Origin of the sequence: Pseudomonas sp. (assembly GCF_050739935.1) — a bacterium.
Taxonomy (GTDB): domain Bacteria; phylum Pseudomonadota; class Gammaproteobacteria; order Pseudomonadales; family Pseudomonadaceae; genus Aquipseudomonas.
In genome coordinates this window covers 1-22,975 of record NZ_JBOICF010000082.1, presented here as the reverse complement: position 1 = coordinate 22,975, position 22,975 = coordinate 1, and the positions used below count along the sequence as shown (strand labels likewise).

At 59.7% G+C, this 22,975-nt stretch carries 11 protein-coding genes; 9 read left to right on the top strand and 2 right to left on the bottom strand.

Annotated features, from left to right (window positions below; translation table 11 throughout):
- Nucleotides 1-73: 73 nt before the first annotated feature.
- A complete protein-coding gene (gene gloB / locus ACRER8_RS16250) occupies nt 74-853 on the bottom strand; it encodes a hydroxyacylglutathione hydrolase (protein ID WP_431747254.1) in 780 nt (259 codons plus the stop codon).
- Nucleotides 854-950: 97 nt separating this feature from the next.
- Between gloB and ACRER8_RS16245 the strand changes: the two genes are divergently transcribed.
- The 4 genes from ACRER8_RS16245 (at nt 951) to ACRER8_RS16230 (ending at nt 3,795) form a co-directional block, all read left to right on the top strand.
- Nucleotides 951-1,709, top strand: a complete 759-nt coding sequence (locus tag ACRER8_RS16245) for a class I SAM-dependent methyltransferase (RefSeq protein WP_431747253.1) — start codon at nt 951-953, stop codon at nt 1,707-1,709.
- A 41-nt stretch (nt 1,710-1,750) separates the two neighbouring features.
- A complete protein-coding gene (gene rnhA, locus ACRER8_RS16240; protein WP_431747252.1) occupies nt 1,751-2,203 on the top strand; it encodes a ribonuclease HI in 453 nt (150 codons plus the stop codon).
- Nucleotides 2,204-2,425: 222 nt separating this feature from the next.
- Nucleotides 2,426-3,187, top strand: a complete 762-nt coding sequence (dnaQ, locus tag ACRER8_RS16235) for a DNA polymerase III subunit epsilon (RefSeq protein ID WP_431747251.1) — start codon at nt 2,426-2,428, stop codon at nt 3,185-3,187.
- A gap of 44 nt (nt 3,188-3,231) precedes the next feature.
- Nucleotides 3,232-3,795: a GNAT family N-acetyltransferase gene (locus ACRER8_RS16230; RefSeq protein ID WP_431747289.1), complete on the top strand. Its 564-nt coding sequence runs from the start codon at nt 3,232-3,234 to the stop codon at nt 3,793-3,795.
- Between the two features lie 48 nt (nt 3,796-3,843).
- Here ACRER8_RS16230 and ACRER8_RS16225 read toward each other — a convergent pair whose 3' ends face one another.
- Complete coding sequence (locus ACRER8_RS16225; RefSeq protein ID WP_431747250.1) at nt 3,844-4,056, bottom strand: hypothetical protein; 213 nt, start codon at nt 4,054-4,056, stop codon at nt 3,844-3,846.
- A gap of 315 nt (nt 4,057-4,371) precedes the next feature.
- On the opposite strand from ACRER8_RS16225, the gene ACRER8_RS16220 reads away from it, so the two are divergent.
- The 5 genes from ACRER8_RS16220 to ACRER8_RS16200 form a co-directional block, all read left to right on the top strand.
- Nucleotides 4,372-4,935, top strand: coding sequence for an NADPH-dependent FMN reductase (locus ACRER8_RS16220; RefSeq protein WP_431747249.1), 564 nt, complete (start codon nt 4,372-4,374; stop codon nt 4,933-4,935).
- Nucleotides 4,936-5,162: 227 nt separating this feature from the next.
- Nucleotides 5,163-10,475, top strand: coding sequence for a dermonecrotic toxin domain-containing protein (locus tag ACRER8_RS16215; RefSeq protein ID WP_431747248.1), 5,313 nt, complete (start codon nt 5,163-5,165; stop codon nt 10,473-10,475).
- Between the two features lie 205 nt (nt 10,476-10,680).
- Nucleotides 10,681-16,005 (top strand): hypothetical protein, encoded by a 5,325-nt coding sequence (locus tag ACRER8_RS16210; RefSeq protein WP_431747247.1) that lies wholly within the window; start codon nt 10,681-10,683, stop codon nt 16,003-16,005.
- Nucleotides 16,006-16,240: 235 nt separating this feature from the next.
- Complete coding sequence (locus tag ACRER8_RS16205; protein ID WP_431747246.1) at nt 16,241-21,547, top strand: hypothetical protein; 5,307 nt, start codon at nt 16,241-16,243, stop codon at nt 21,545-21,547.
- Nucleotides 21,548-21,740: 193 nt separating this feature from the next.
- On the top strand, nt 21,741-22,975 hold a 1,235-nt coding region (locus ACRER8_RS16200), incomplete at its 3' end, for a dermonecrotic toxin domain-containing protein (RefSeq protein ID WP_431747245.1).

Genomic DNA, 22,975 nt, shown 5'->3' with positions numbered 1-22,975 from the left:
ATGTCGGGCGATTCTAGAAAGCGTCTTAACAACGGTCAACCTTTCAGAATTTTTGTGCTGATCGGCCACCGGTTTAGAACTTATCTTTCCATGCGCGCAGGGCGGCAAAAACCGCTACAGGCGAGGTATTGTCCGTACCTGTCCGTTCGTCCGCTTTTTGTTTGACTGACGGTTGTGAGGCCCTCAGGAAAGGGTTGGTCTTGCGTTCCAGCTCCAGAGTGGATGGCAGGCTGATGCGGTCTTCCTCGCGCCAGCGGGTCACCTGTTCGAAGCGTGCGGTCACGTCGGGATTGCTCGGCTCCACAGCCACCGCAAAGCGCAGGTTGCTCAGCGTGTATTCGTGGGCGCAGTAGACCAGCGTGCTGTCGGGCAATTTCGCCAGACGGCTCAGGGAATGATGCATCTGCTCGGGCGTGCCTTCGAACAGACGACCGCAGCCTGCTGCGAACAGGGTATCGCCGCAGAACAGCAGCGGTCTTTGCGAATTTTCATGGTAGAAAGCGATGTGCCCCAGGGTGTGGCCCGGGACCGCATGGACGGCGAACGTCAGGCCGAGTACGGTGACTTCATCGTTGTCTTGCAGCGTGACGTCTCGGGCCGGAATGTGCTCATTGGCCGGGCCGTAGACTTTCGCCCCGGTGAGTTTTTTCAGTTCGGCGACGCCCCCGACATGATCGGCGTGATGGTGGGTGATCAGAATGTCGCTCAGTTGCCAGTCTGGATGACGCGCCAGCCAGGCCAGCACTGGCGCAGCATCGCCCGGATCGACCACGGCGCAACGCTTATTGGCATTGTCTTGTAACAACCAGATGTAGTTGTCGGTGAAAGCGGGCAGGGCATCGATCTGTATCATGGCGCGATTCACTTGGCTGGAAACAAAGCGCAATCTTAGAGTCTGAACAGGCTCCACGCGAGTACCTCTCGCGCAGGGCATCTCATGGAGACCGGAAATGACCGATGAAGCGTTCGCCCAGGCCGACCCCGAATGGCTTGAGTTGATCAGCTCTGCCCGTGAGTGGTTGTCCGGGCCAGTGGGACAGTTGCTGCTGGAAGAAGAGCGACGGGTGCTCGAAGAGGAACTCGAACGGTTCTTCGGCGGCTATCTGGTGCATTACGGCCCGTCGGCGCAAAAACCGCCCGAAGCCAAGCAGGTGCAGCGCAATGTTCGGCTCGGTGCGCCGTTGCCGGGGGTCGAGATCGTCTGCGACGAGCAGGCCTGGCCATTGAGCGAGCATGCCGCCGATGTCGTGGTGATGCAACATGGCCTGGATTTTTGTCTATCGCCTCATGGTCTGTTGCGCGAGGCCGCCAGCAGCGTGCGTCCCGGAGGGCATCTGGTGATCATCGGCATCAATCCCTGGAGCGCTTGGGGCATTCGTCATATCTTCGCCAACGACGCATTGCGTCGGGCACGCTGCATCTCGCCTTCGCGGGTCGGTGACTGGCTCAACCTGCTGGGCTTTGCGCTGGAGAAACGCCGGTTCGGGTGCTATCGTCCGCCGCTCGCTTCGCCTGCCTGGCAGAACCGGTTGTCGGGCCTGGAGCGGCTGGGCGGTGGTTGGCAGAGCCCCGGTGGCGGCTTCTACGTATTGGTCGCACGCAAGCTTGTGGTAGGGCTGCGACCGGTGCGCATGCCGCGACGCGAACCGATGGGCAAACTGCTGCCTCTGCCAATGGCCAAGGTCAATCGGCGCTCCCCCGAGCCTTGATGGCCGGCGGATCAAGCCTTCTCAAATCTGGAAAAGTCGTAATGAGCGATACCGTAGAACTCTTCTCCGATGGCGCCTGCAAGGGCAACCCCGGGCCAGGCGGCTGGGGCGCGCTGCTGGTGTGTAAAGGGGTGGAAAAGGAACTCTGGGGTGGTGAAGCCAACACCACCAACAACCGCATGGAACTGCTCGGGGCGATTCGTGGCCTGGAAGAACTCAAACGGCCCTGTGAAGTGATTCTGGTGACCGACTCGCAATATGTGATGAAGGGCATCACCGAGTGGATGGTCAACTGGAAGAAACGCGGCTGGAAGACGGCGGCGAAGGAACCGGTCAAGAACGCCGACCTGTGGATGCAGCTGGATGAGCAGGTCAACCGCCACAAGGTGACCTGGAAATGGGTCCGCGGGCACATCGGCCACCACGGCAATGAACGCGCCGACCAGTTGGCCAATCGTGGCGTGGATGAGGTGCGCGGGATCAAGCATGGGTGACGGGCGGCGATCCTGAAAATCAGCGATCAACCCCGGCGGGATAACCCTGCGGGAGAGCATTCATTCGCGAGGCGTCGATACATCGGACACATCTCTATCGTCTGTCCTATCGCATCGCGAATGAATTCGCTCCCACAGGGGATCATCTTCGTGCGCGGGTTCGTGCACACATGTAGAAAACAGCCATGTTAATATCCGCGCCTGTAACCGAGGCGCCAGGCAATGACTGCACAAAACATCATCACTGAACGAAGAGTCGTACTCGACACCGAAACCACCGGTATGCCCGTCACCGACGGCCACCGGGTAATCGAGATCGGCTGTGTCGAGGTGATCGGTCGGCGGCTGACCGGGCGGCACTTCCACGTCTATCTGCAGCCGGATCGCGAGAGCGACGAGGGCGCGATCGGCGTTCACGGTATCACTGACCAGTTCCTGATCGGCAAGCCACGCTTTGCCGAAGTCGCCGATGAATTCTACGAGTTCATCAAAGGCGCGCAGCTGATCATCCACAACGCGCCCTTTGACGTTGGCTTCCTCAATAACGAATTCTCCCTGATCGGTCAGCACGACCGCGCCGATCTCACCACCTATTGCTCGGTGCTCGACACGCTGGCCATGGCCCGCGAAAGGCATCCGGGGCAGCGCAACAGCCTCGATGCCCTGTGTAAACGCTACGACGTCGACAACTCGGGTCGTGAGTTGCACGGCGCGTTGCTCGACTCCGAGATTCTGGCGGACGTCTACCTGGCAATGACCGGTGGCCAGACCACCCTGTCGCTGGCCGGTAACAACGATGGTGAAGGCGGTGCGGATCGTCCGACCGAAGTGCGTCGCATCGTCAATCGCACGCCGGGCCGCATCATCGTCGCCAGCGAAGCCGAACTGGCCGATCACGAAGCCCGGCTGGCGGTGATCGCCAAATCCGCTGGCGCCCCGTCTCTCTGGACACAACTGCTGGAAGCGCAAGCCCAGCAAGTCTGAACCGCCGGGGCATGACGCCCTGATCGATGGCCAGGAGTCCAATGGTGACAATGGCGAGCCCGAGCATAAGCATTCGTGTCGCGGACGAATGCTTCGAGGATTACATCCTCAACTGCGAATTCACCTTCATGGTCACCGGTTACGCCCAGGTGCAGATCGGCCAGCCCGTTGCGCAGTGGCCTGTCACTGCGGTCGAGCCTTACCTGAAAAATTACGGGATCGATTCAGAAGAGTTCTGCAACTATCGAGAGGGCGGGGACGGCACCGTGCTGGTGGCCTGGCTCGACGAAAACCCGGTCGGGCATGTCGTCATCAGCAAGCACTGGAATGGTCTCGCGCACATCGATGAGCTGGCCGTGGACACCGTAGCCCGGCGCAAGGGCGTTGCCCGCAAGTTGCTGGACGTCGCGGTGTTCTGGAGCCGCAAGCACGAACTGCCGGGCATCGTGCTGGAAACCCAGAACAACAATCTGGCGGCGTGCAGGTTGTACGAAAGTTATGGGTTCGTGGTAGGTGGGGTCGATTACCTGCGTTACCGCGCCATCGACCCGGCCACCGAAGAGGCGGCGATATTCTGGTATCTGCTGTTCGACGGCTCCGCGCTGTAGCAGCACGGCTTGCCAGCGTCATCGAAATCGCCATCGTTGGCGATGCCTTCAGACCGTGCGAGTGAGTTTGATACCCGACTGAACCAACTCGAACTCGTCACCACCCAGGTGATTAACACGGTCGCCAATGGCCAGGCGATAGGTAGACACGGGCTCCTTGCCGTCAGCCTCGTCGGGCTGTGATTCACGGAATTCATGCACCGGATAAATGCGGCCTTCCGCATCTCTGGCATGAAATTGCCCAACTAGAACTGAAGCCATTTGCTTTGTAACCTCTGGAAATAACTGCTCGTTTTCGCCCGCATCGTACCACTGCGGGCTTTGAATCCGTGTCCGCTTGTAAGGCAATTCCGCAGGTCCTGTAGTTGCCTTCCTCACTCAAGCCCTTCAGACCATTGTTTTCAGGGGTAGTTTTCGCCGAGGGAAAAAATAGTCGCGACCAACGGTAGCCTTGATTCCTCCTGATCCGTGCCTGGGATCGGTCGTTTCGATCAATGACAACGAAAAAACAGCGCGGACCAAACGACGTCTTTCATCTATAACTGTCCTTTCCTACATCTGAAGAAGGTCAGGTTCATGAGCCAGCCCCATACCATTGCAGTGATCGTTGGCAGCTTGCGAAAAGACTCCCTCAACCGCAAAGTGGCCCGCGCACTGGCCGAGCTGGCACCGCCCAGCTTGAAATTGAGCATCGTCGAAATCGGCGAGCTGCCGCTGTACAACGAAGACATCGACCAGGACTCGCCACCTGCCCCCTATACCCGGTTTCGTGAGGCTTTGCAGGCTGCCGATGGCTTCCTGTTCGTCACCCCCGAATACAACCGTTCCGTGCCAGGGGTGCTGAAAAACGCCCTGGACGTGGGCTCACGGCCTTATGGCAAGAGCGCGTGGGGCAAGGCCAAGCCTGCGGCGGTGGTCAGCGTGTCGCCGGGTGCGATTGGTGGTTTCGGCGCCAACCAACACCTGCGCCAGAGTTTCGTGTTCCTCGATGTGCTGTGCATGCAGCAGCCTGAGGCGTACCTGGGCAATGCGGGAAGTTTCTTCGACGAGCAGGGCAAGTTGAGCGAGAAAACCCGGCCGTTCCTGCAAGGCATCATCGATGCGTTTGCAGCCCATGTTGAACGCACGGTGAACGTCTGATCCGCTTTCGAACTGTGCAAAAGCCCGGCACATATGCTTGCTCATGCGGGTCGTCATGCGTGGGCGGATGGCCACCGGCGGCTTGAGCAGTAAATCCTAAATGTCGACGATAAAGCACAGCATTATGTAGCTCAGCACCCGCCGCTTTTCTCCATACGCTCCTTGGCAACGCTGTCCAAGCCTGGTTCATCGCCAGGCTTGGACCGTTCCATTTAGAAGGAGCTTTCATGTCTATCGCCAGCCTCAACTATTTCCATAGCGCATCACTCAGGCAGCGCTATATCGCCGAGCTTGATGTGGCGCTGAAGACCAGGCGTCTGCGGGCAGATGAGCGATTGTGGCTGCAAGATGCGGCGCGCCCATTGGTTACTGGTGGGCCGGACCCCATCAGGGTTGATCGGCTTTGCTGTACCACCGCTTCAGTCAACGCGTTCGAACTCTCAGGCGCGCTGATGTTCAGTCACTCCCAGACCGACGCTGCGCCGGTTTATCTGTACACCTTGGCCAACGGTATCGAGGTCTTCAAAGATCGACACATGCTGTTGAATACACTGCGTGCGCGGTTCGCAAAGGGGGATGCCGATGCAGTGTTCGAATACGAACTGATCGAGGGTGACCCCTTTCGCGCGCAGATGCTGGCGATAGTCGAGCACCAGGTTGAACACCTCGACCAACTGACCGCCCAATTGAAACTGACGCCCTCGCTGATGCAGGCATCGACTGACTCGCTCGCCCGACAACTGCGCGAAACCTTGCCGCATATGTCGATTGACCCTGAAACCCATCTGTTACAAATCGTCCCCTGTTCGAACAGCTATGTTGATTTGTTGCCCATTGCTCAGACGCTGGCCGACACAGTGTTCGATGACTACTGCAAGGTGCAGACAGTAGGGGGGTTCGAACGCCGGTTTCTGAATGAGCACGGCTTGCCTGCCGATGACGCTGAAGCAGCGTTGTTTTCCCAGGTCCTCACCGATGCTGTAGCGGGAACGAACAAGTGCTATGAAGAACTGCTGAAGACGTTCTGGAGCGGTGAGTGGAGCGATCAGCGCACGCGCCGTGATCTGGCAGCCGAGACGTTGGAGAACAACCTGCGTCGCGAGCTGTATCGTCTGCGCCACGAAGGCGAGTTGAGCGCAGCAGAGCTCAAGGCGTTGTTGCCCTTGGCGCAACCAGTCTCGGGCACGCTTGCGGCAGGCAGCACGCTGCGTTGCAGCCGTTTGACCATCAAGGTCGGCGACAGTGCTTCATACGCACTGGCGGGGACATTCGTTGTAGAAAACGGGCGCGATGCCGACGCCTCGCTGCTTTGTTTTTCGTCGGAGCATAGGCTACTCAAGTTCACTGACCTAGCGGCATTGGCCACGCATTTCGCCACCAACCTGGAACTGCTGCGTCCCACGCTGGCCGTTCAGGACCAACCGATTTTGCTCAGGGAAGGTCGGCTGCAGGTCAGTCAGGAGCCCATCCGCGCACCGCTGTTCGCTGATCGGGTCGATTCGATCCTGGCCCTGCAAGCGCGCAATCTCCGGTACGCGATGGGATTGACCGCCGCGCCGGAAGAAGTCACCTCCATGATCGATGATGCATTGGACGTTCGCCATCTCTTGGATCCTCGGCAGTTGCAGCTCAGTGCGGGGCGCTGGCGCGTGGACGCACCGTTTTACTTCACCGGTATCTGGCTCAGGAATGCGTCCGGCACGTCGATCAGCGTTGCATTACCTGACTCGGCAAACCAGCGCGCAGAGGCGAGCACGGCCTCATCGAACGTCGACACCGACGCAAGCGGTGCGTCCACAGCCTCTTTCCTGGAGTACGTGCAGTCCTTCGACTCACGGGCCGATCGTCTGCGGCAGATGGACAACATGCTGCTCGATTATGCCGAGCAGGCGCTGCAGCGATACCTGTGCGTGTTACTCGAGAGCCCGGTGCGAGCCAAAGACGTGTTCGTGCAATGGCTGGAGTCGGCTCCGATCGATACATCCGATGTCGAGACCCACGCCGCGCCCGTAAGCGAATCACAACGGTTGGTTGGCATGGATCTGGTGTCACTGCTGATTGAGTGCGTCAGCGGTCATCGTCCCAAGGCGCTGGCGGTCGGCGCTCAGGTCCTGTTCGGATCGTCGTCGGGAACCCGCCACATCGGTGCCGGCCTGGTCAATCATGTGCTGGGCAAGGTCACGACGAATTTCATCGAGGGTTATCTTCAGCGGTTCAAGGAATCACGTCTGCAATTACAGCGGCAGGGCGATCAGCAAGTACACCCAGCCCGAGACGCACGCAGCATTCGAGAGGATGTGGTGCGCCTTGATCTGGCGCTCAGCAAACGCCAGCAAAGGATCGACAGCGCTGCATTCAGCATGGCCCGGCAGGTCCTGGATTCTCCGCTTCGGTCTTTGCGAATGGCGCAGGGCGTACCGATGACGGAGGCATTTTCCGTGTCGCTTAGCTACGGTAATGCTACTGCGCTGCTCTGCGACACCATGGTGGTAAGGCAGCCGCTCATCCTGGGCAGTGCAGTGCTGCTCTGGGCCTGCGACTATGGCTGGCGGCAATTCACGTCGGTCAAGGATCTGCTGAAAACATTGCGCGGCAGCCTTTACGGCCCACAGCGTAGGCGCTGGCTAAGACTGGTGGCGGACCGCGACAGGGAAATGCTGCAAGCGGGCCTTCTCAGGAGGTCCGACATTGAGGTGCAGATTCGCCTGGACAGGCTGGACGGACACGCCATTGAAGCCTTGCAGACTGCGGTGCTCAAACGTGAGCAGAACGACCTGCGGCAGTTTTGCCTGCGCGCTGTGCGTTGCCGTTTCGAGGCCGGTCTGTTCGCGCGCCTGGCCAATGCAATCGAACTCGACTGGCCACTGAACAACATGCTGGACGGCTTGTCAGTGCGCATCGACAACAGCATTTTCGAGCAAATGGTGCCCGCCTGGATTGATGCGGCAACGGCCGACGATTTGAATCTCTACTACGAAATCTTTCTGCGCTATTACCAGGCCAGCGACGGCGGAGGAGATTTTCTGTTCGGTATTCCCTCGTTGCAGGCCCTCACACTCGACCGACTGGTTGCCAGATTGAGCGTGGATTTCCCTGAGGTGCAATGGAATCCGGATCAGATAACCGTGATCTCGCGTCGCTATGTCAGTGCCTTTCCGCCCGTCGGCGAGTTGCCATCGGCCACGCCTGCGGCCACCATCGAGCGTCGCGAATCACTCACCAAATACGCGATCAATCGTTTCGTCGACGCTCCGGACGCAGCCCTGAGCGTCGATTGGGCGCCACAACCCGACGCCGCGAGCCTGCTGACGCATGGTTATCTGCGGCGTCTGGTCAGGGAGTTGGACGTCGGTGCGCAGTACCGAGCGTTATTGCGTAAGGCATTCGCCCCCGACGATGCCAACTACCTGAAGCGAAGACGGCTTTTTTGCGACCTGTTGCCTCCTGCTTTGCTCGCCGTGGCCTTGCCCGAGAAGGTCGAGGGCAAACTCAGCGCGCAGGGGTATGAGTTCATAACACGCGTGCTTGACATGCCGGACGGTGTCGCCCGTGAGCCGGTCGAGGGTTTGCGGGTGATCATTAGCCCACTGCAGCTGGTCGCTGATCGGGGAATGGCCCCGGACATCGTATCGGGGATGTACCTGATTTGCCCGGCGGACGCCGGTGCCGGCCCGGTGTTGCTGTGTGCACTTTACAACCCGGATTTCGTTTTCCGTGAATACGCCGATCGGGCGGCGGTGATGGATGCCATTCGCGCTGATCAATCCTTGCAACAACTGCTGATGAGCCGACTCAATCCGGAGGTGCATCGACGCTATGCGCGTGGGGGATTCATAGAGCCGCATCTGGCGTCCTCTGTCGGATTGTTCGACTTTGACGTACCTCTGCACCGGCCGGGGCCTGTTAGGTTGGAAATTGCCGAAGTCAAGGGCAATGCCTTGCAGTTCCTGTTCAGCAGCGCCATTAAGTTGTTGGTGGATACTGGCGTCTCCAATTCCGTGACCAACGAGCAAGTCGATCAGGCGGGCAGGAGTTTTCTGGCAACCCTGGCTGTCAGTCAGGCGCTGAGTTTGTTACCCAGCAAAGTCGCGGCGGTGGTGACGCTGTGGCAGAGCCATACGCTATTACGCGCGTCCGTGGCATCGTTCTCGGGGCATCGTTGGGGGCAGGCGCTTTCAGAGTTCACTGCCGCACTGGGTGTCATGGTCACCGCCAGGGATCAGGCCATTGAGGAGCAGCCGTCCGCCGACCTGGTCGGCCCAACGTTGTCGGTCACCGGTGATGAAGACACGACGCCGACGTTTTCCTGGAAGTCGACTTCCCTGACCCTGGAGCAACGGGTAAGGCTTCAGGAGCTGGAAGCACAAGGCGTGGCCCTGACCGACATGCGCCACGATCGGCTGCTGAACCTGTTTGTGGACAAAGCCAATGGCACACCCTACGCGGTGGTGGATGGCAAGGTCTATCAGGTCCGGCACAGCGCCAAGCAAGGACGGTGGAGGATTGTCGGCGCCGATGGCACCAAGGGGCCCTTGATAGCCGCCGACGCCACCCAGCGCTGGCAGCTGGATCTGGAACAGCGTCTCAGGGGCGGGGGCGGCATGGTGACCAAGGTCAAGGATTCGATCGCAGTGTCCTCCGCCGAGGGGAATCTGGTCATCGAAGCGAGCGGAATGCCGGAAATTCGCCTGTTTTACCGGGACCGGGCTCGGGCGATCAGTCAGGCGCACGTGCAGGCCAGGCGTTACCTGGGAAATTGCCTGGATAACCTCAACGCCAGTCAACGCAGTGCGCCGTTGGACCCGCGGGTCCAGCAAATCCTGAGCGATTTCTTTGGAGTGGCCAATCCCGACCAGGAGCTGCTTAGCAGAGTCGAAAGCGCCATCAAGGCGATGTTCGACGCCGTGATGGATGAGTCGTTATCACCCTTCTCGTCCAAGCGTTTCGTGGTGGGCTCCAATCGGCCGGGGCGTGATCGCGTTGCCGCTTTTGTCATCCCCTCGGATCCGCAGAAGCGTGTGTTTCTTACCGAGCAGTTCTTTCGTGCGCCAGTCTACCGTCTCAAATCCGGGGCCGAAGACGATGGATTCGAGATGGAGAACCATTTTCGTGCCGCGATTCTGCTTCATGAGCTGTCGCATCTGGTGCTCGATACCAAGGACATTGCGTACCTGGAGTCCGAAGCGCCTTACACGGATCTGTTACGCGCCAACACCGCCGCCAACCTGCGCATACGATCGAAAATTCAGCAGACGCGGGAGTACCGGTTTTCACACCGTGCTCAAAGGCACGAACTTTTCACCCGTTTCGAAGATGGGGAGTGGAGGGATATCACGGCAGAGGATGTCATGGGCATGAATTCGATCTTGCGGATAACCGGAACCACGAACTTGGACCAGGCGCGGACGGTTTTCCTTGCTGACGTGGGAAAGCGCAGCCAAGTCATGCTCAAGAATGCCGACTCGGTGGCCATGCTGATAACGCTCTTGGGCAGGCGCAATTATGCGGCGCCCGAACCGACGGAGCGCCCGTCCACGTAATCTCCCTGGCTATCGTCCGGCACGACGGATATTCCTGGGAAGCGCTGGCTGCTATGCACCTGGGCGAGTAAATCCGAAAGCGCGATGCGTGTGTACAGCGTTATCTAACGCAGAGCGCGGCATTTTTCTTCATACGCTCCTTGTCAATGTTGCCCGCCCTCGGTGATCGCCGAGGCCGGGCGGTTTTGTGCACCGAGGAGCTTCCATGTCTATCGCCACTGTCAATTATTTCCATAGCGCAACGCTCAGGCAGCGTTACATCGACGAGCTCGATGCGGCACTGCGAGACAAACGAATTCGAGACCAGGAGCATGCGTGGCTGCAAGATGTAACGCGTCCGGTAATCGCCGGCGGGGCGGATCCGGTCAGGGTGGACCGACTCATGCCGACCCATGGTTCGTTCAGACCTTTCGAGCTTTCGGCCGCGCTCTTGTTCAGCCACGTCCGGGGCAATGATCCCAGGCTTTACCTATACACCCTGGCCAATGGCATCGGAGTGTTCAGTGATCGGCGGGCGTTATCGACAGTGCTGCGCGCACAATTTGCCGAAGGTGACCCGGACGCGTTGTTCGAATACGAAAAAATCGATGGTGACCCGTTCCGCGCACAGACGCTGGAACTCGTCGATCAGCAGGTGGAGCAGGTTGGCGAGCTGACCACCCAACTGAGGATGACGCCGTCGCTGTTCGAGGCGGCCAGCGCTTCGATCAGCTACCAATTGCGCACCACGCTCGTTCATTGGCCGATCGACCCGCGGACCCACCTGCTGCAACTTGTGGCTGATTCCACGGTTGGCATTGAAACAGCTCCCGTGACTCAGACGCTGGCCCAGGCGACATTCGACGATTGTTGCGACGTGCAGATCGAGAAGGGCTATACACGGCGCTTCCTCGACGCTCAGGGGCGGCTGGCCAATTCGACCGACACTGTGTTGCTCTCTCAAGCGCTGGCCAATGCGGCGGCAGGCGTGGCCGAGCGTTACGCCGCCCTGCTCAAGACCTTTTGGAACGCCACCTGGTGTGCTCAACGTACCCGTCGGCAACTGGCGATTGATAGCTTCGCCAGCAGTTGGCGTCGCGAACTGTATTGTGGGCTCGATAACGACGTCTTGAGCGCGGATCTGTTCAATGCTTTACGGCCGCTGTTGCAATCGCTCTCGGGCGCTCTGCCCAAAGGCACGGCGTTGCGCTGCAGCCGGTTGACCGTGCGCATCGGTGAAGTCGCCTGTGAATTGGCCGGCACGTTCGTTGTTCACCCCGGTACAGATGACCATTCCTTGCTGTGGTTTTCCCCCGATCATAGTCTGGTCAGGTTTTCCGATCAGGCAGCGTTGAGCGCGCATTTCGCCACGGTGGAAGGCCGCGCCCAACTTCGCCCGACGCTGGCCCTCGAAGATCAGCCGATTCTGCTGGCAGAGGACTTGCCGCAGCTCACTCTGGAAACGATCCAGGCTCCGGTTTTCGCTGATCGTATCGACTCGATTCTCACCCTTCAGGCGCGCAATCTCGCGCATGTGATGGGTTTGTCCAGCGCGCCGGAGGCGATGACAGCGATGATCGACGATGCACTGGACATCCGCCAATTGCTCGACCCGCGTCAATTGCAATTCAGTGCGGGCCGCTGGCGCCGAGATGCGCCCTTCCACTTCGCGGACGTCTGGTCCCAGCCCCGACCTGTTGCCGCAGTTGCTACTCAGCTATCCGCCGTGGAAGGAGGCAATATGTCGACCAGGCAGGGCAGGCCGGCGATGGACATCGACGCCAGCAAGTCGCTGACGACCTCCTGGATCGAGTATGCCCAGGCGTTCGACTGGCGAGCCGAATGTCTGCGGCGCTCGGACTGTATGCTGTCTGACTATGCCGAACAGGCGCTGCAGCAATTTGTCTGTGTATTGGTCGATGGTTCGGTGCGGGCGAGAACGATCCAGGTGCAATGGCTCGAGTCGGCACCTGTCGAATCGTCTGACGTCGAGACTCGCGGCACGCCTGTGAGCGAGTCGCAACAGCTGATTTCCATGGATCTGGTGTCGCTGTTGCTTGAGGTTGTCAGCGGTCATCGCTGCGGCTATCTGGCGGCGGGCGCACAGGTCGTGCTTGACGCCTCTACGGCACCCAGGCACCTCCAACTGGAGGTGGTCAATCACATGCTGGAGAAGGTCGTCACGAAGTTCGCCGACCGGTATGTCGATGACTTCAAGCGCTCACGTTACGCGTTCCAGCGCCAGAGTGATCAACAGTTGCAACCGGCCAGAGAGGCGCTCAGCCTGCGGGAGGACGCTGCACGACTTGATCTGGCGCTGAGCCTGCGACAGAAAAGGATCGACGATGCGGCAGCGCAGCTGGTCCGGCAAGTCCTGGACAGGCCACTGCGTTCTTTACGACTGGCACTGGGAGGGCCAGTGACGGAGGCGTTTTTCATTTCGCTGACGTACGGCCATAACCCCGCAGCCATGCTCTGCGACACCTTGGTACTGCGACAGCCATCAAGCCCTGGTAGCCCGGTCGTGCTTTGGTGTTGTGAGTTCGGCTGGCGACAGTACGCTTCGGTCGAGAAGTTGCAGGCCATGCTGCAACGCGAGCTGCACCTGACTCATCCCGAGCGCTGGCTGGCGCTTTTGGGGGCGAAAGACTGCGCTGCGCTGCGTGCTCACTTATCTAAAGCATCCGACAATCAAGTGCAGATCCGCCTGGAAAGGATCGATGGACATGCCATCGAGACCTTGCAGCAGCAGGTTGTGGACCGCGCTCAGCAAGACCTGCGAGCGCTTTGCATGCGTGCCGCACGTTGTCGACTCGAGGCCGGCCTGTTTACCCGGCTGGCGGCCGCGCTGGAACTCGACCGGCAATTGATCAGCATGCTCGACGCATTGTCGGTAAGGATCGACAACAGTATTTTCGAGGCGATGCTGCCGCCCTGGATGGACTCGGCGTCCATCGCCGATCTGAAGCACTATTACGGCATTTTCACGCGGTTTTATCTGGCCAGCGACGGTGGCCGGGATTTCCTTTTTGGCGTCCCCTCGTTGCAGGATTACGCCCATGGAAAGCTGGTAGCCCAGTTGGGTAAAGACTTTCCCGGCCAGCCGATGGACCCTGATCAGATCACGGTCACCTCGCGTCGCTATGTGAACGCACTCCCGGCCGCAGGGCAGCTGCCATCCGCTGTTCCTGCGGCCACCGTGGGGCGCAGTGAATCGCTGACCCAATACGCCATCAATCGCTTCGTAGACGCTCAGGATGCAGCCTTGGGTGTCGACTCCTTGCGATATCCGCAGGCTGCCCGTCTGTTGACACTGGGCTACATACGTCAGTTGGTCCGGCGCCAGGATGTCGGTGCCGGTTACCGGGTCTTGCTGCGTAAAGCGCTGATGCCCGGTGATCCTCGCTATGCGCAGCGCAGAGACCTTTTCGTCGCGCAGTTGCCTCCCGCGTTGCTGGCAACGGCACTCACGGAAAAAGTCAAAGGCAAGCTCAGTGCGACGGCCTATGAATTCGTATCACGTGTGCTGGATATGCCAGACGGCATCGCCCGCGAACCGGTGGATGGGGTCCGGGTGATCCTCAGCCCATTGCAACTGGTTGCTGATCGCGGAATGAATCCGGACCCGGTGGCGGGCGTTTATCTGATTTGCCCGGTCGCCCCTGCCGTGGGGCCGGTGGTGCTTTACGCAACCTACCATTTGCCATTCACGCTGCGTGAATACGCCAGTCAAGCGGCGCTGCTGAAGGACATCCGCACCGATACTTCCCTACAGCAACTGTTGCTGGATAGAGTCGATTCGCAGGTCCGCAGGCGCTATGAACATGGCGGGTTCGTCGAGCCGCACCTGCCTTTTTCGGTCGGGTTGTACGATGTGCCGCTTCGCGCGCCGGGGCCGGTAACACTGGAGTTGGCCGAGGTAAAAGGCAACGCTTTGCAGTTTCTCTTCCGCGACGCCGTCAAAGTGCTGCTGGATACGGGGGTTTCCAATTCCGTGACCAACGCTCAGGCCGACCGGGCGGGCAGAGCGTTCTTGGCAACCCTTGCACTCAGTCAGGTATTGAATCTGTTGCCGAGCAAATTGGCCGCGCTGGTGACACTCTGGCAGAGCCATACATTGTTCCGCGCATCCGCTGTCTCGGTCTCGGGCCACCGTTGGGGCGAGGCGCTATCCGAATTTACAGCGGCACTGGGCGTCATGGTGACGGCCCGCGAGCAAGCCATCGATGAAAAGTCCATCGACGAGCAAACACTCCAAAAGCAGCCATCCGAGGATCGATCTGGCAACGGTGAGGCGCTTGCCGCGGGTGAGTGGGAGAGCTTGCCGTCGGGTTTTTCCTGGCGCGGGACTTCCTTGAATGCGCAACAGAGAATGCGGCTTCAAGGGCTGGAAGCACAGAGCGTTGCCCTCAATGACATGCGCCACGATGAGTTGCTCAACCTTTACTTCGACAAGCGGGACAACAGCTCCTACGCGGTGGTGAATGGCAAAGTGTTTCAGGTCAGGCGTGTCACCGATGAAGGAAGATGGATCATTGTGGGCGCTGACGGCACCACCGGGCCGCAGATCCTGCTGAGCGGCGATCAGCGTTGGCAACTGGATCTGAGCCTGCGTCTCAGGGGCGGGGGTGGGGTCGTTACCAAATTGAGGACCTCGGTAGCGATTTCCACTGCCGAAGATGCATTGATTGTCGAAGCCAGCGGCATGCCCGAGATCCGTCTGCGTTATCGCGACCGGGCCCGGCGGATCAGTCAGGCGCACTTGCAGGCCAGCCGCTACCTGGAAAACTGCCTGGACAACCTTGGCGCGGCTCGGCGCCGAGATACGCTGGACCCCCGGGTCGCACAAATCGTCGACGATTTCTTCGGAGCCGCCAGCGCCGACCAGACCTTGTTGAACGAGATTGAAAGCGCTATCAAGACGCTGGCCGATGCGTTGATGGACGCTTCGTTATCACCGTTCTCGTCGTCGCGCTTCGTCGTCGGGGCCAATCGTCCGGGCCGTGAGCGCCTTGCCGCCTTTACCATCCCGCAGGACCCGCAACAGCGGATTTTCCTGACGGAGCGGTTCTTCCGCGTTCCTATCTATCGTCTCAAGCCTGAAGCGGCCGCGGAGGGGTTCGATGCATCCGTTCACTATCGCGCCGCCACGCTGCTCCATGAGCTATCGCATCTGGCTCTCGGTACCAAGGACATCACCTATCTGGAGACTGGTGCGCCGTATCCCGATCTGCTGCGCGAAAACACAGCGGCCAATCTCAGAACACGGGCGGAGATAGAACGTCTGCACGAAAGCAGACTGTCTCACCGTACGCGTAAAAACGCGTTGTTCAAGTTACTGGAGAACGGCCAATGGCGTGATATCACGGGACATGATGCTCTTGGTTACTCGACCATCTTGCGGATCACCCAGGCCAAAACCCTGGACGAAGCGCGCGATGTGTTCCTGTCCGATGTCTACAAGCGCGCGCGGGTCATGCTCAGCAATGCCGACTCAGTGGCTCTGCTGATCGTACGCCTGGGGCGAAACAACTATGCCGCGGACACCTGAGTGACACCTCACCTCCGGATAACCCTGGAGTCACGCCCACTGTCCGGCGTTGTGCCTGTACAGCTCGGCGGTATCGGGCGGCGAGATGGCAGCGCTCATTGAGTGCGATATTACGATGCCCGGTCGAAGCGTTATGTAACGCAGCGCATAACGTTTTTCTCCTTACGCTCCTGGCCAATGTTGTCCCGCCTCGGTGATTGCCGAGGCCGGGCTGTTTGTGCACCGAGGAGCTTCCATGTCTATCACTACTGTCAATTATTTCCATAGCGCAACGCTCAGGCGGCGTTACCTTGACGAGCTCGATGCGGCACTGCAAGGCAAACGAATTCGCGCCCAGGAGCGACTATGGCTGCAAGAGATCACGCGCCCCCGGGGCACGGGTAATGCCGATCCGCTGAGGATCGACCGGCTCGGCTTTGACCGCTCCCGGGCGCGACCTTTCGAATTGTCAGCTGCACTGATGCTGAGCCACGCTCATACCGATGGGCTCAGGGTGTACCTGTATACCCTGGCCGCGGGTATTGAAGCCTTCAGTGATCGCCGGGTTTTATTGGCTGCGTTGCGCGAGCGGTTTGCCGACGGTGACCCGCACACGCTGTTCGAATACGAGAAAATCGACGGCGATCCGTTCCACGCACAGATGCTGGCGATCGTTGATCATCAGGTCGAGCAGGTCACGCAACTGACCGCCCAACTGAAACTGACGCCGTCGTTGCAGCAGGCAGCCAGCGCGTCGATCAGCCGGCAACTGCAAGCCTCGCTTGCGCATCTGTTGCTCGATCCCGACACCCATCTGCTGCAGCTCGTCAGTAATTCGCGTGGCGATGCCGACTGGATTCCGACCTCCCAGACATTGACCCGTGCGACCTTCGACGACTTCTGCAACGTGCAACTTGCAAAGGGTTACGAACGGCGCTTCCTCGACGCTCAGGGGAGGTTGGCCAATACAACTCACACCGCACTGTTCACCGAAGCGCTCGCCGATGCAGCGGCGGGGGTGGCCGAGCGCTATGCCGCATTGCTCAAAGCCTTTTGGGGGGAGACGTGGAATGCGCAACGCACGCGCCGGGATCTGGCGATCGAGAGCCTTCATGGCAGTTGGCGTAGCGCGGTTTATCGTCACCGGCATGACGAGACGCTAAGCGCTGGCGTATTCGATCTTTTGCGGCCCGTACTGCAATCGGTCACCGGAACCTTGCCGACGAACACGGCATTACGTTGCAGCCGATTGATCATCAGCATTGGCGAGACCAAGTACTCCTTGGCAGGCACGTTCGTTTTACACAGTGGTGCGAGTGATGATCGTTCGTTGCTGTGGTTTTCCCCTGACCACAGCCTGGTGCGGTTCACTGATCAGGCAGCCTTGGCGATGCATCTCGCCTCGGTGGAAGGCCGTGCGCAATTGCGTCCGACACTGGCCCTTCAAGACCAGGCTGTACTGCTGGCAGACGCTGTGCCGCAGGTCGCACTGGAGGTGATCCAGGGCCCGTTTTTTGCTGATCGGGTCGACTCGATACTCGCCCTGCAGGCGCGCAATCTCGCCTATGTGATGACGTTGTCCACTAGCCCGGATGAAATGACAGCGATGATCGACGACGCATTGGACATCCGCCAGTTGCTCGACCCGCGTCAGTTGCAGCTCGGCGCAGGGCGCTGGCGCCGGAATGCGCCGTTCAACTTCGCCGACGTCTGGCCCGGCCCTCGGTCCTCAGCTGCGGACGATGCTCAGGCGTCTGTTCCCACACACGAAAGCGAACCGGTCAGTCAGAGCGCGTCGAACGCCGATACCGGGATTGACGGCGACACGAGGCTGACGCCTTCCTGGCGAGAGCAGATCCAGACACTGGATCGGCGAGCAGATGGCCTGCGGCGGATGGACAATGGCCTGCGCGAGTATGCCGAGCAGGCGCTGCAGTCGTATCTTTGCGTATTGCTCGTCGGCGCAGTTCAAGTCGAAACCATCCAGGTGCAATGGCTGCATTCGGGACCTGTCGACTCTTCGGATGTCGAAACGCTCGCGGTTCCGGTGACCGAGTTGCAGCGGTCTGTTTCGATGGGTCTGGTGTCGTTGCTGCTGGAGTGCGTGAGCGGCCATCGCTCATTGCCTTTACCCGCCGCAATGCAGGTAGTGCCTGATTCGATGCCAGGGGGCGGGTCCCTCCAGGGCGAGGTGGTCAATCATATGCTGGACAGGCTTGCCAGGGATTTCACCGACCGTTATGTCGACCATTTCAAGCAATCATGCGCCGAACTCCAGCGGCAGGATGATCGTCAATGGCAAGTCGACCGGGAAGCGCTGGCGTTGCGGGAACGCGCCATGCGTATTGATCTGGCAGTGGGCAAGCGCCAGAAGTGGTACGACCAGGCTGCAATCGGGATGGTTCGGCAGGTGCTGGAGCGTCCATTACGCTCTTTGCGTATGGCGCCGGGTGAGTTGGTGACGGAAGCCTTTTCCCTCTCGGTGACGCATGGCGACGATTTCGCCGGTGTTCTCTCGGACACGCTGGTAGTGAGACAGCCGCGGAATCCACGCAGCTCGGTCATGCTCTGGACATGCGAGCTGGGCTGGCAAGAGTTTTCCTCAGTCCAGAAGTTGCAGGCCATGTTGCAGCGCGAGCTTGGTACACCCCACTCCGAGCGCTGGCTGGCGCTTCTGTGCGAGCGTGACCGGACGTTGCTGCGCGGCCACCTGCAAAGCGCTGCCGGCAATCAGGTCCAGGTTCGCCTGGACAGGATCGATGGGCACGCCACCCAGACCTTGCAGCAGCAGGTACTGGACCGCAAACGGCAGGATCTGCGACAGCTTTGTCGGCGCGCCATACGCTGCCGTTTCGAGGCGGGCCTGTTTACACGGCTGGCGACCGCCACCGAGCATGACGGGCAAGCGGTCGACATGCTCGGCCGACTATCGTTGAGGGTCGACAACTGCCTCATCGAAGCGCTGCTGCCGCCATGGCTGACGTCGGCCCCTCTTGCTGATCTGAGGCTGTACCACCATCTGCTGAAGCGCTACTACTTCGCCAGCGACGGCGGCAAGGACTTTCTGTTCGGTATCAAGTCCTTGCAGGATTACGCGTGCCAGCGACTGATCACGCAATTGCGCCTGGACTTCCCGAGGCAGGCGTTCGATCCCAATGGGATCACCGTGACTTCGCGTCGTTATGTCGCTGCTTTTCCGGCGGCAGGACAGTTGCCGTCCGCCGTTCCCGCGGCCACCGTCGTACACCGTGAATCGCTGACCGAATATGCGATCAATCGTTTTGTGGACACTCAAGGTGCAGCGCTGGCCGTCGACTCTGCGCAGCACCTGCAAGCTGCCAGCCTGCTGACCCCTGTTTATCTGCGTCAATTGGTCAGAGGGCTTGATGTCGCTGCCGGTTACACAGCCTCGCTGCGCAAGGCACTGGCAGTCGATGATCCGGATTACCCAACGCGCAAACGCCTTTTCATCGAACAATTGCCACCGATGCTTTTGGTTGTGGCGTTAGGGGAAAAGCTCAAAGGCACACTGAGTGCAGTCGCTTACGAATTCATATCGCACATTCTGGATATGCCTGATGCGCTCGCCCGTGAGCCGGTCAACGGCGTCCGGGTGATGATTTCATCCCTGCAACTGGTCGCCGACGCGGGAAGAGCTCCAGACCAGATCGCGGGGATTTACCTGATTTGCCCGGCTGCCGGCGGTGCAGGTCCGGTGGTGCTGTGCGCGATCCGTCATTCACCGTTCATTTTTCGTGAATACCCCAGTTCGTCGGCGCTGCTGGATGATATCCGCGCGGATGAAACGTTGCAGCAATTGCTATTGGACCGTATGGACCCTGAGGTGTATCGACGCTATGCGCATGGCGGGTTCGTGGAGCCACACCTGGCATCCTCTGTCGGTCTGTTCGACTTCGATGTGCCTCTGCGTAGACCCGGACCGGTCACGCTGCAACTGACCGAAGAGAAGGGCAATGCTCTGGAATTGCTGTTCAGCGGGGTGATCAAGGTACTGCTGGATGTCGGTGTGGCGAACGCTGTGACCAACGAGCAAGACGACCGGGCGGGTAGAGATTTCCTGGCAGCGCTGGGAGTGGAGCAGGTCTTGAGCTTGTTACCTGGCAAATTGGCGGCGCTGGTGACGCTCTGGCAGAGCCAGACGCTGTTTCGCGCGTCTGCAATGTCGGCCTCGGGGCATCGCTGGGGCGAGGCGCTTTCCGAGTTTTCCGCGGCACTTGGGGTCATGGTCACGGCTCGGGGGCAGGCCATCGAGGAGCAAGCGGCGCCGGACGATGTCGAGGCCGAGCCTGTCAGCGTCGAGACCTTGCAAGGGGCATCGGAATTTTCCTGGCGCACGACGGTTTTGACCGACGACCAGCGTATCCGTCTCAAGGCACTGGAAGCTCGTGACGTAGCGCTTAGTGATATGAAGCACGATCGCTTGCTCAATCTTTATCTCAGCAAGCGTAATGGCACGCCTTACGCCGTCGTCGCGGGGTCGGTGTATCAGGTCAGGCATCTGATCGATGAGGGCAAGTGGCTGATTGTCGGTAACGACGGCACGCTGGGGCCAAGGTTGACACTTGATACTCGGCAGCATTGGCAGATCGATCTGAGTATGCGCCTGCGGGGAGGGGGTGGCCTGGTCACCAAGCTCAATGCCGCTGGAGCGCAGCGTAGCGCCGAGGACGTTCTGGTCATCGAAGCCAGCGGCATGCCGCAAATCCGTACGCGCTATCGCGACCGGGCGATGCGTATTGGTCAGGCACACTTGCAGGCCAAGGGTTACCTGGAGAATTGTCTGGACAACCTGCATCTGCACCAACGCAATGCCCCTCTGCACCCTCGCGTGAAACGTATCATCGGTGATTTTTTTGGCACCGACGAGCCGGACACCGAGCTGCTGGCAGAGACGGAAAAAGCGATAAAGGCACTCTTCGATGAAGTGATGGACGCCTCCCTGTCGCCGTTTTCGTCGCCCCGTTTCGTGGTGGGCAGCAATCGGCCGGGACGTGAATCAGTGACGGCCTTCATGATCGACGCCGACCCCAAACGGCGCCTGTATCTGACGGAGCGATTCTTTGACGTTCCACACTATGCGCTCACCTCTGAGGCAGCCGCACAAGGCTTCGAAAGCTCAATTCACCACCGTGCCGCCATTCTGATCCATGAGCTGTCGCATCTGGTGCTCGATACATACGACATAGCCTATCTCGACGCCATGGCGCCCTATCCGGATTTGTTGCTTGAGGGCACTGCCGACGATGTCAGATTCAAGGCAGATATAACGCGCCTGCATGAATCCGGGTTATCCCATCGCAGCGACAGAAGCAGACTGTTCAAGCTGAACACGGAAGGTCAATGGCGCGATATCACCGCCGCGGACAATGCCGGCCTGTCCGATATATTGCGCATCACTGATACCAAGACCCTGGACGAGGCTCGGGATATCTTCCTGCGCGACGCTCGCAAGCGCGCCGGCATCCTGCTGAAAAACGCCGATTCGCTGACCCTGCTTATCCTGCTTCTGGGGCGGCACAATTATGTGGAGCCGGCCCTCTGACGGACACCTTTGCGACCCGGCTGCGCAGTGCGACTTCATGGCGTACTTGCGTCAGTGAATCTGAAATTGCCTTGGGCTTGTGCAGTGTTATGTAACGCAGAGCGCGCCCGTTTTCTCCTTACGCTCCTTGTCGATGTTGCCCAGGTCCGGTTGATCGCCGGGCCTGAGCAGTTCTTGTCATTAAGGAGTTTTCGTGTCTACCACTACTGTCAATTATTTCCACAGCGTGCCGCTCAGGCAGCGTTACCTCGATGAACTCGATGCTGCATTGCAAAGCAATCGTCTCCGGGCGCAGGAGCGAGTATGGCTGCAACAGGTGACGCAACCGACGATCGCCGGCCGGTCTGATCCTGTGAGGGTGGATCGACTCGTATTGACCAATGCCTCATTCGAGCCTTTCGAACTGTCGGCGGCACTGTTGTTGAGCCATGGCCATACCGATGTTCCAAGGGTCTATCTGTATACCCTGGCCGATGGTATTGAAGCTTTCAGTGATCGCCGGGTTTTGTTGGCTGCGCTGCGCGAGCGGTTTGCCGATGGTGACCCGCACACGCTGTTCGAATACGAGAAAATCGACGGCGATCCGTTCCGCGCACAGATGCTGGCGATCGTTGATCATCAGGTCGAGCAGATCACGCAACTGACCGCCCAACTGAAACTGACGCCGTCGTTGCAGCAGGCGGCCAGCGCGTCGATCAGCCGACAACTGCGAGCCTCGCTTGCGCATCTGTCGATTGATCCCGACACCCATCCGTTGCAGATCATCCCTACGTCGCCTGTCAAAGATGAGTTCATTCCCGTCGCTCGAACGCTGACCCAATCGACCTTCGACGACTTCTGCAAAGTGCAACTTGCAAAGGGTTACGAACGGCGCTTCCTCGACGCTCAGGGGAGGTTGGCCAATACAACTCACACCGCACTGTTTACCGAAGCGCTCGCCAATGCAGCGGCGGGGGTGGCCGAGCGCTATGCCGCATTGCTCAAAGTCTTTTGGGGCGAGACGGGGAATGCGCAACGCACGCGCCGGGATCTGGCGATCGAGAGCCTTCATGGCAGTTGGCGTAGCGCGGTTTATCGTGGTCGGCATGACGAGACGCTAAGCGCTGGCGTATTCGATCTTTTGCGGCCCGTGCTGCAATCGATCACCGGCACCTTGCCGACGAACGCGGCATTACGCTGCAGCCGATTGATCATCAGCGTTGGCGAGACCAAGTACCCCTTGGCAGGTACGTTCGTTTTACACAGCGCTGCGAGCGATGATCGTTCGTTGCTGTGGTTTTCCCCTGACCACAGCCTGGTGCGGTTCACTGATCGGGCAGCCTTGGCTACGCATTTCGCTTCGGTGGAAGGCCGTGCGCAACTGCGTCCGACACTGGCCCTTCAAGACCAGGCTGTACTGCTGGCAGACGCTGTGCCGCAGGTCACACT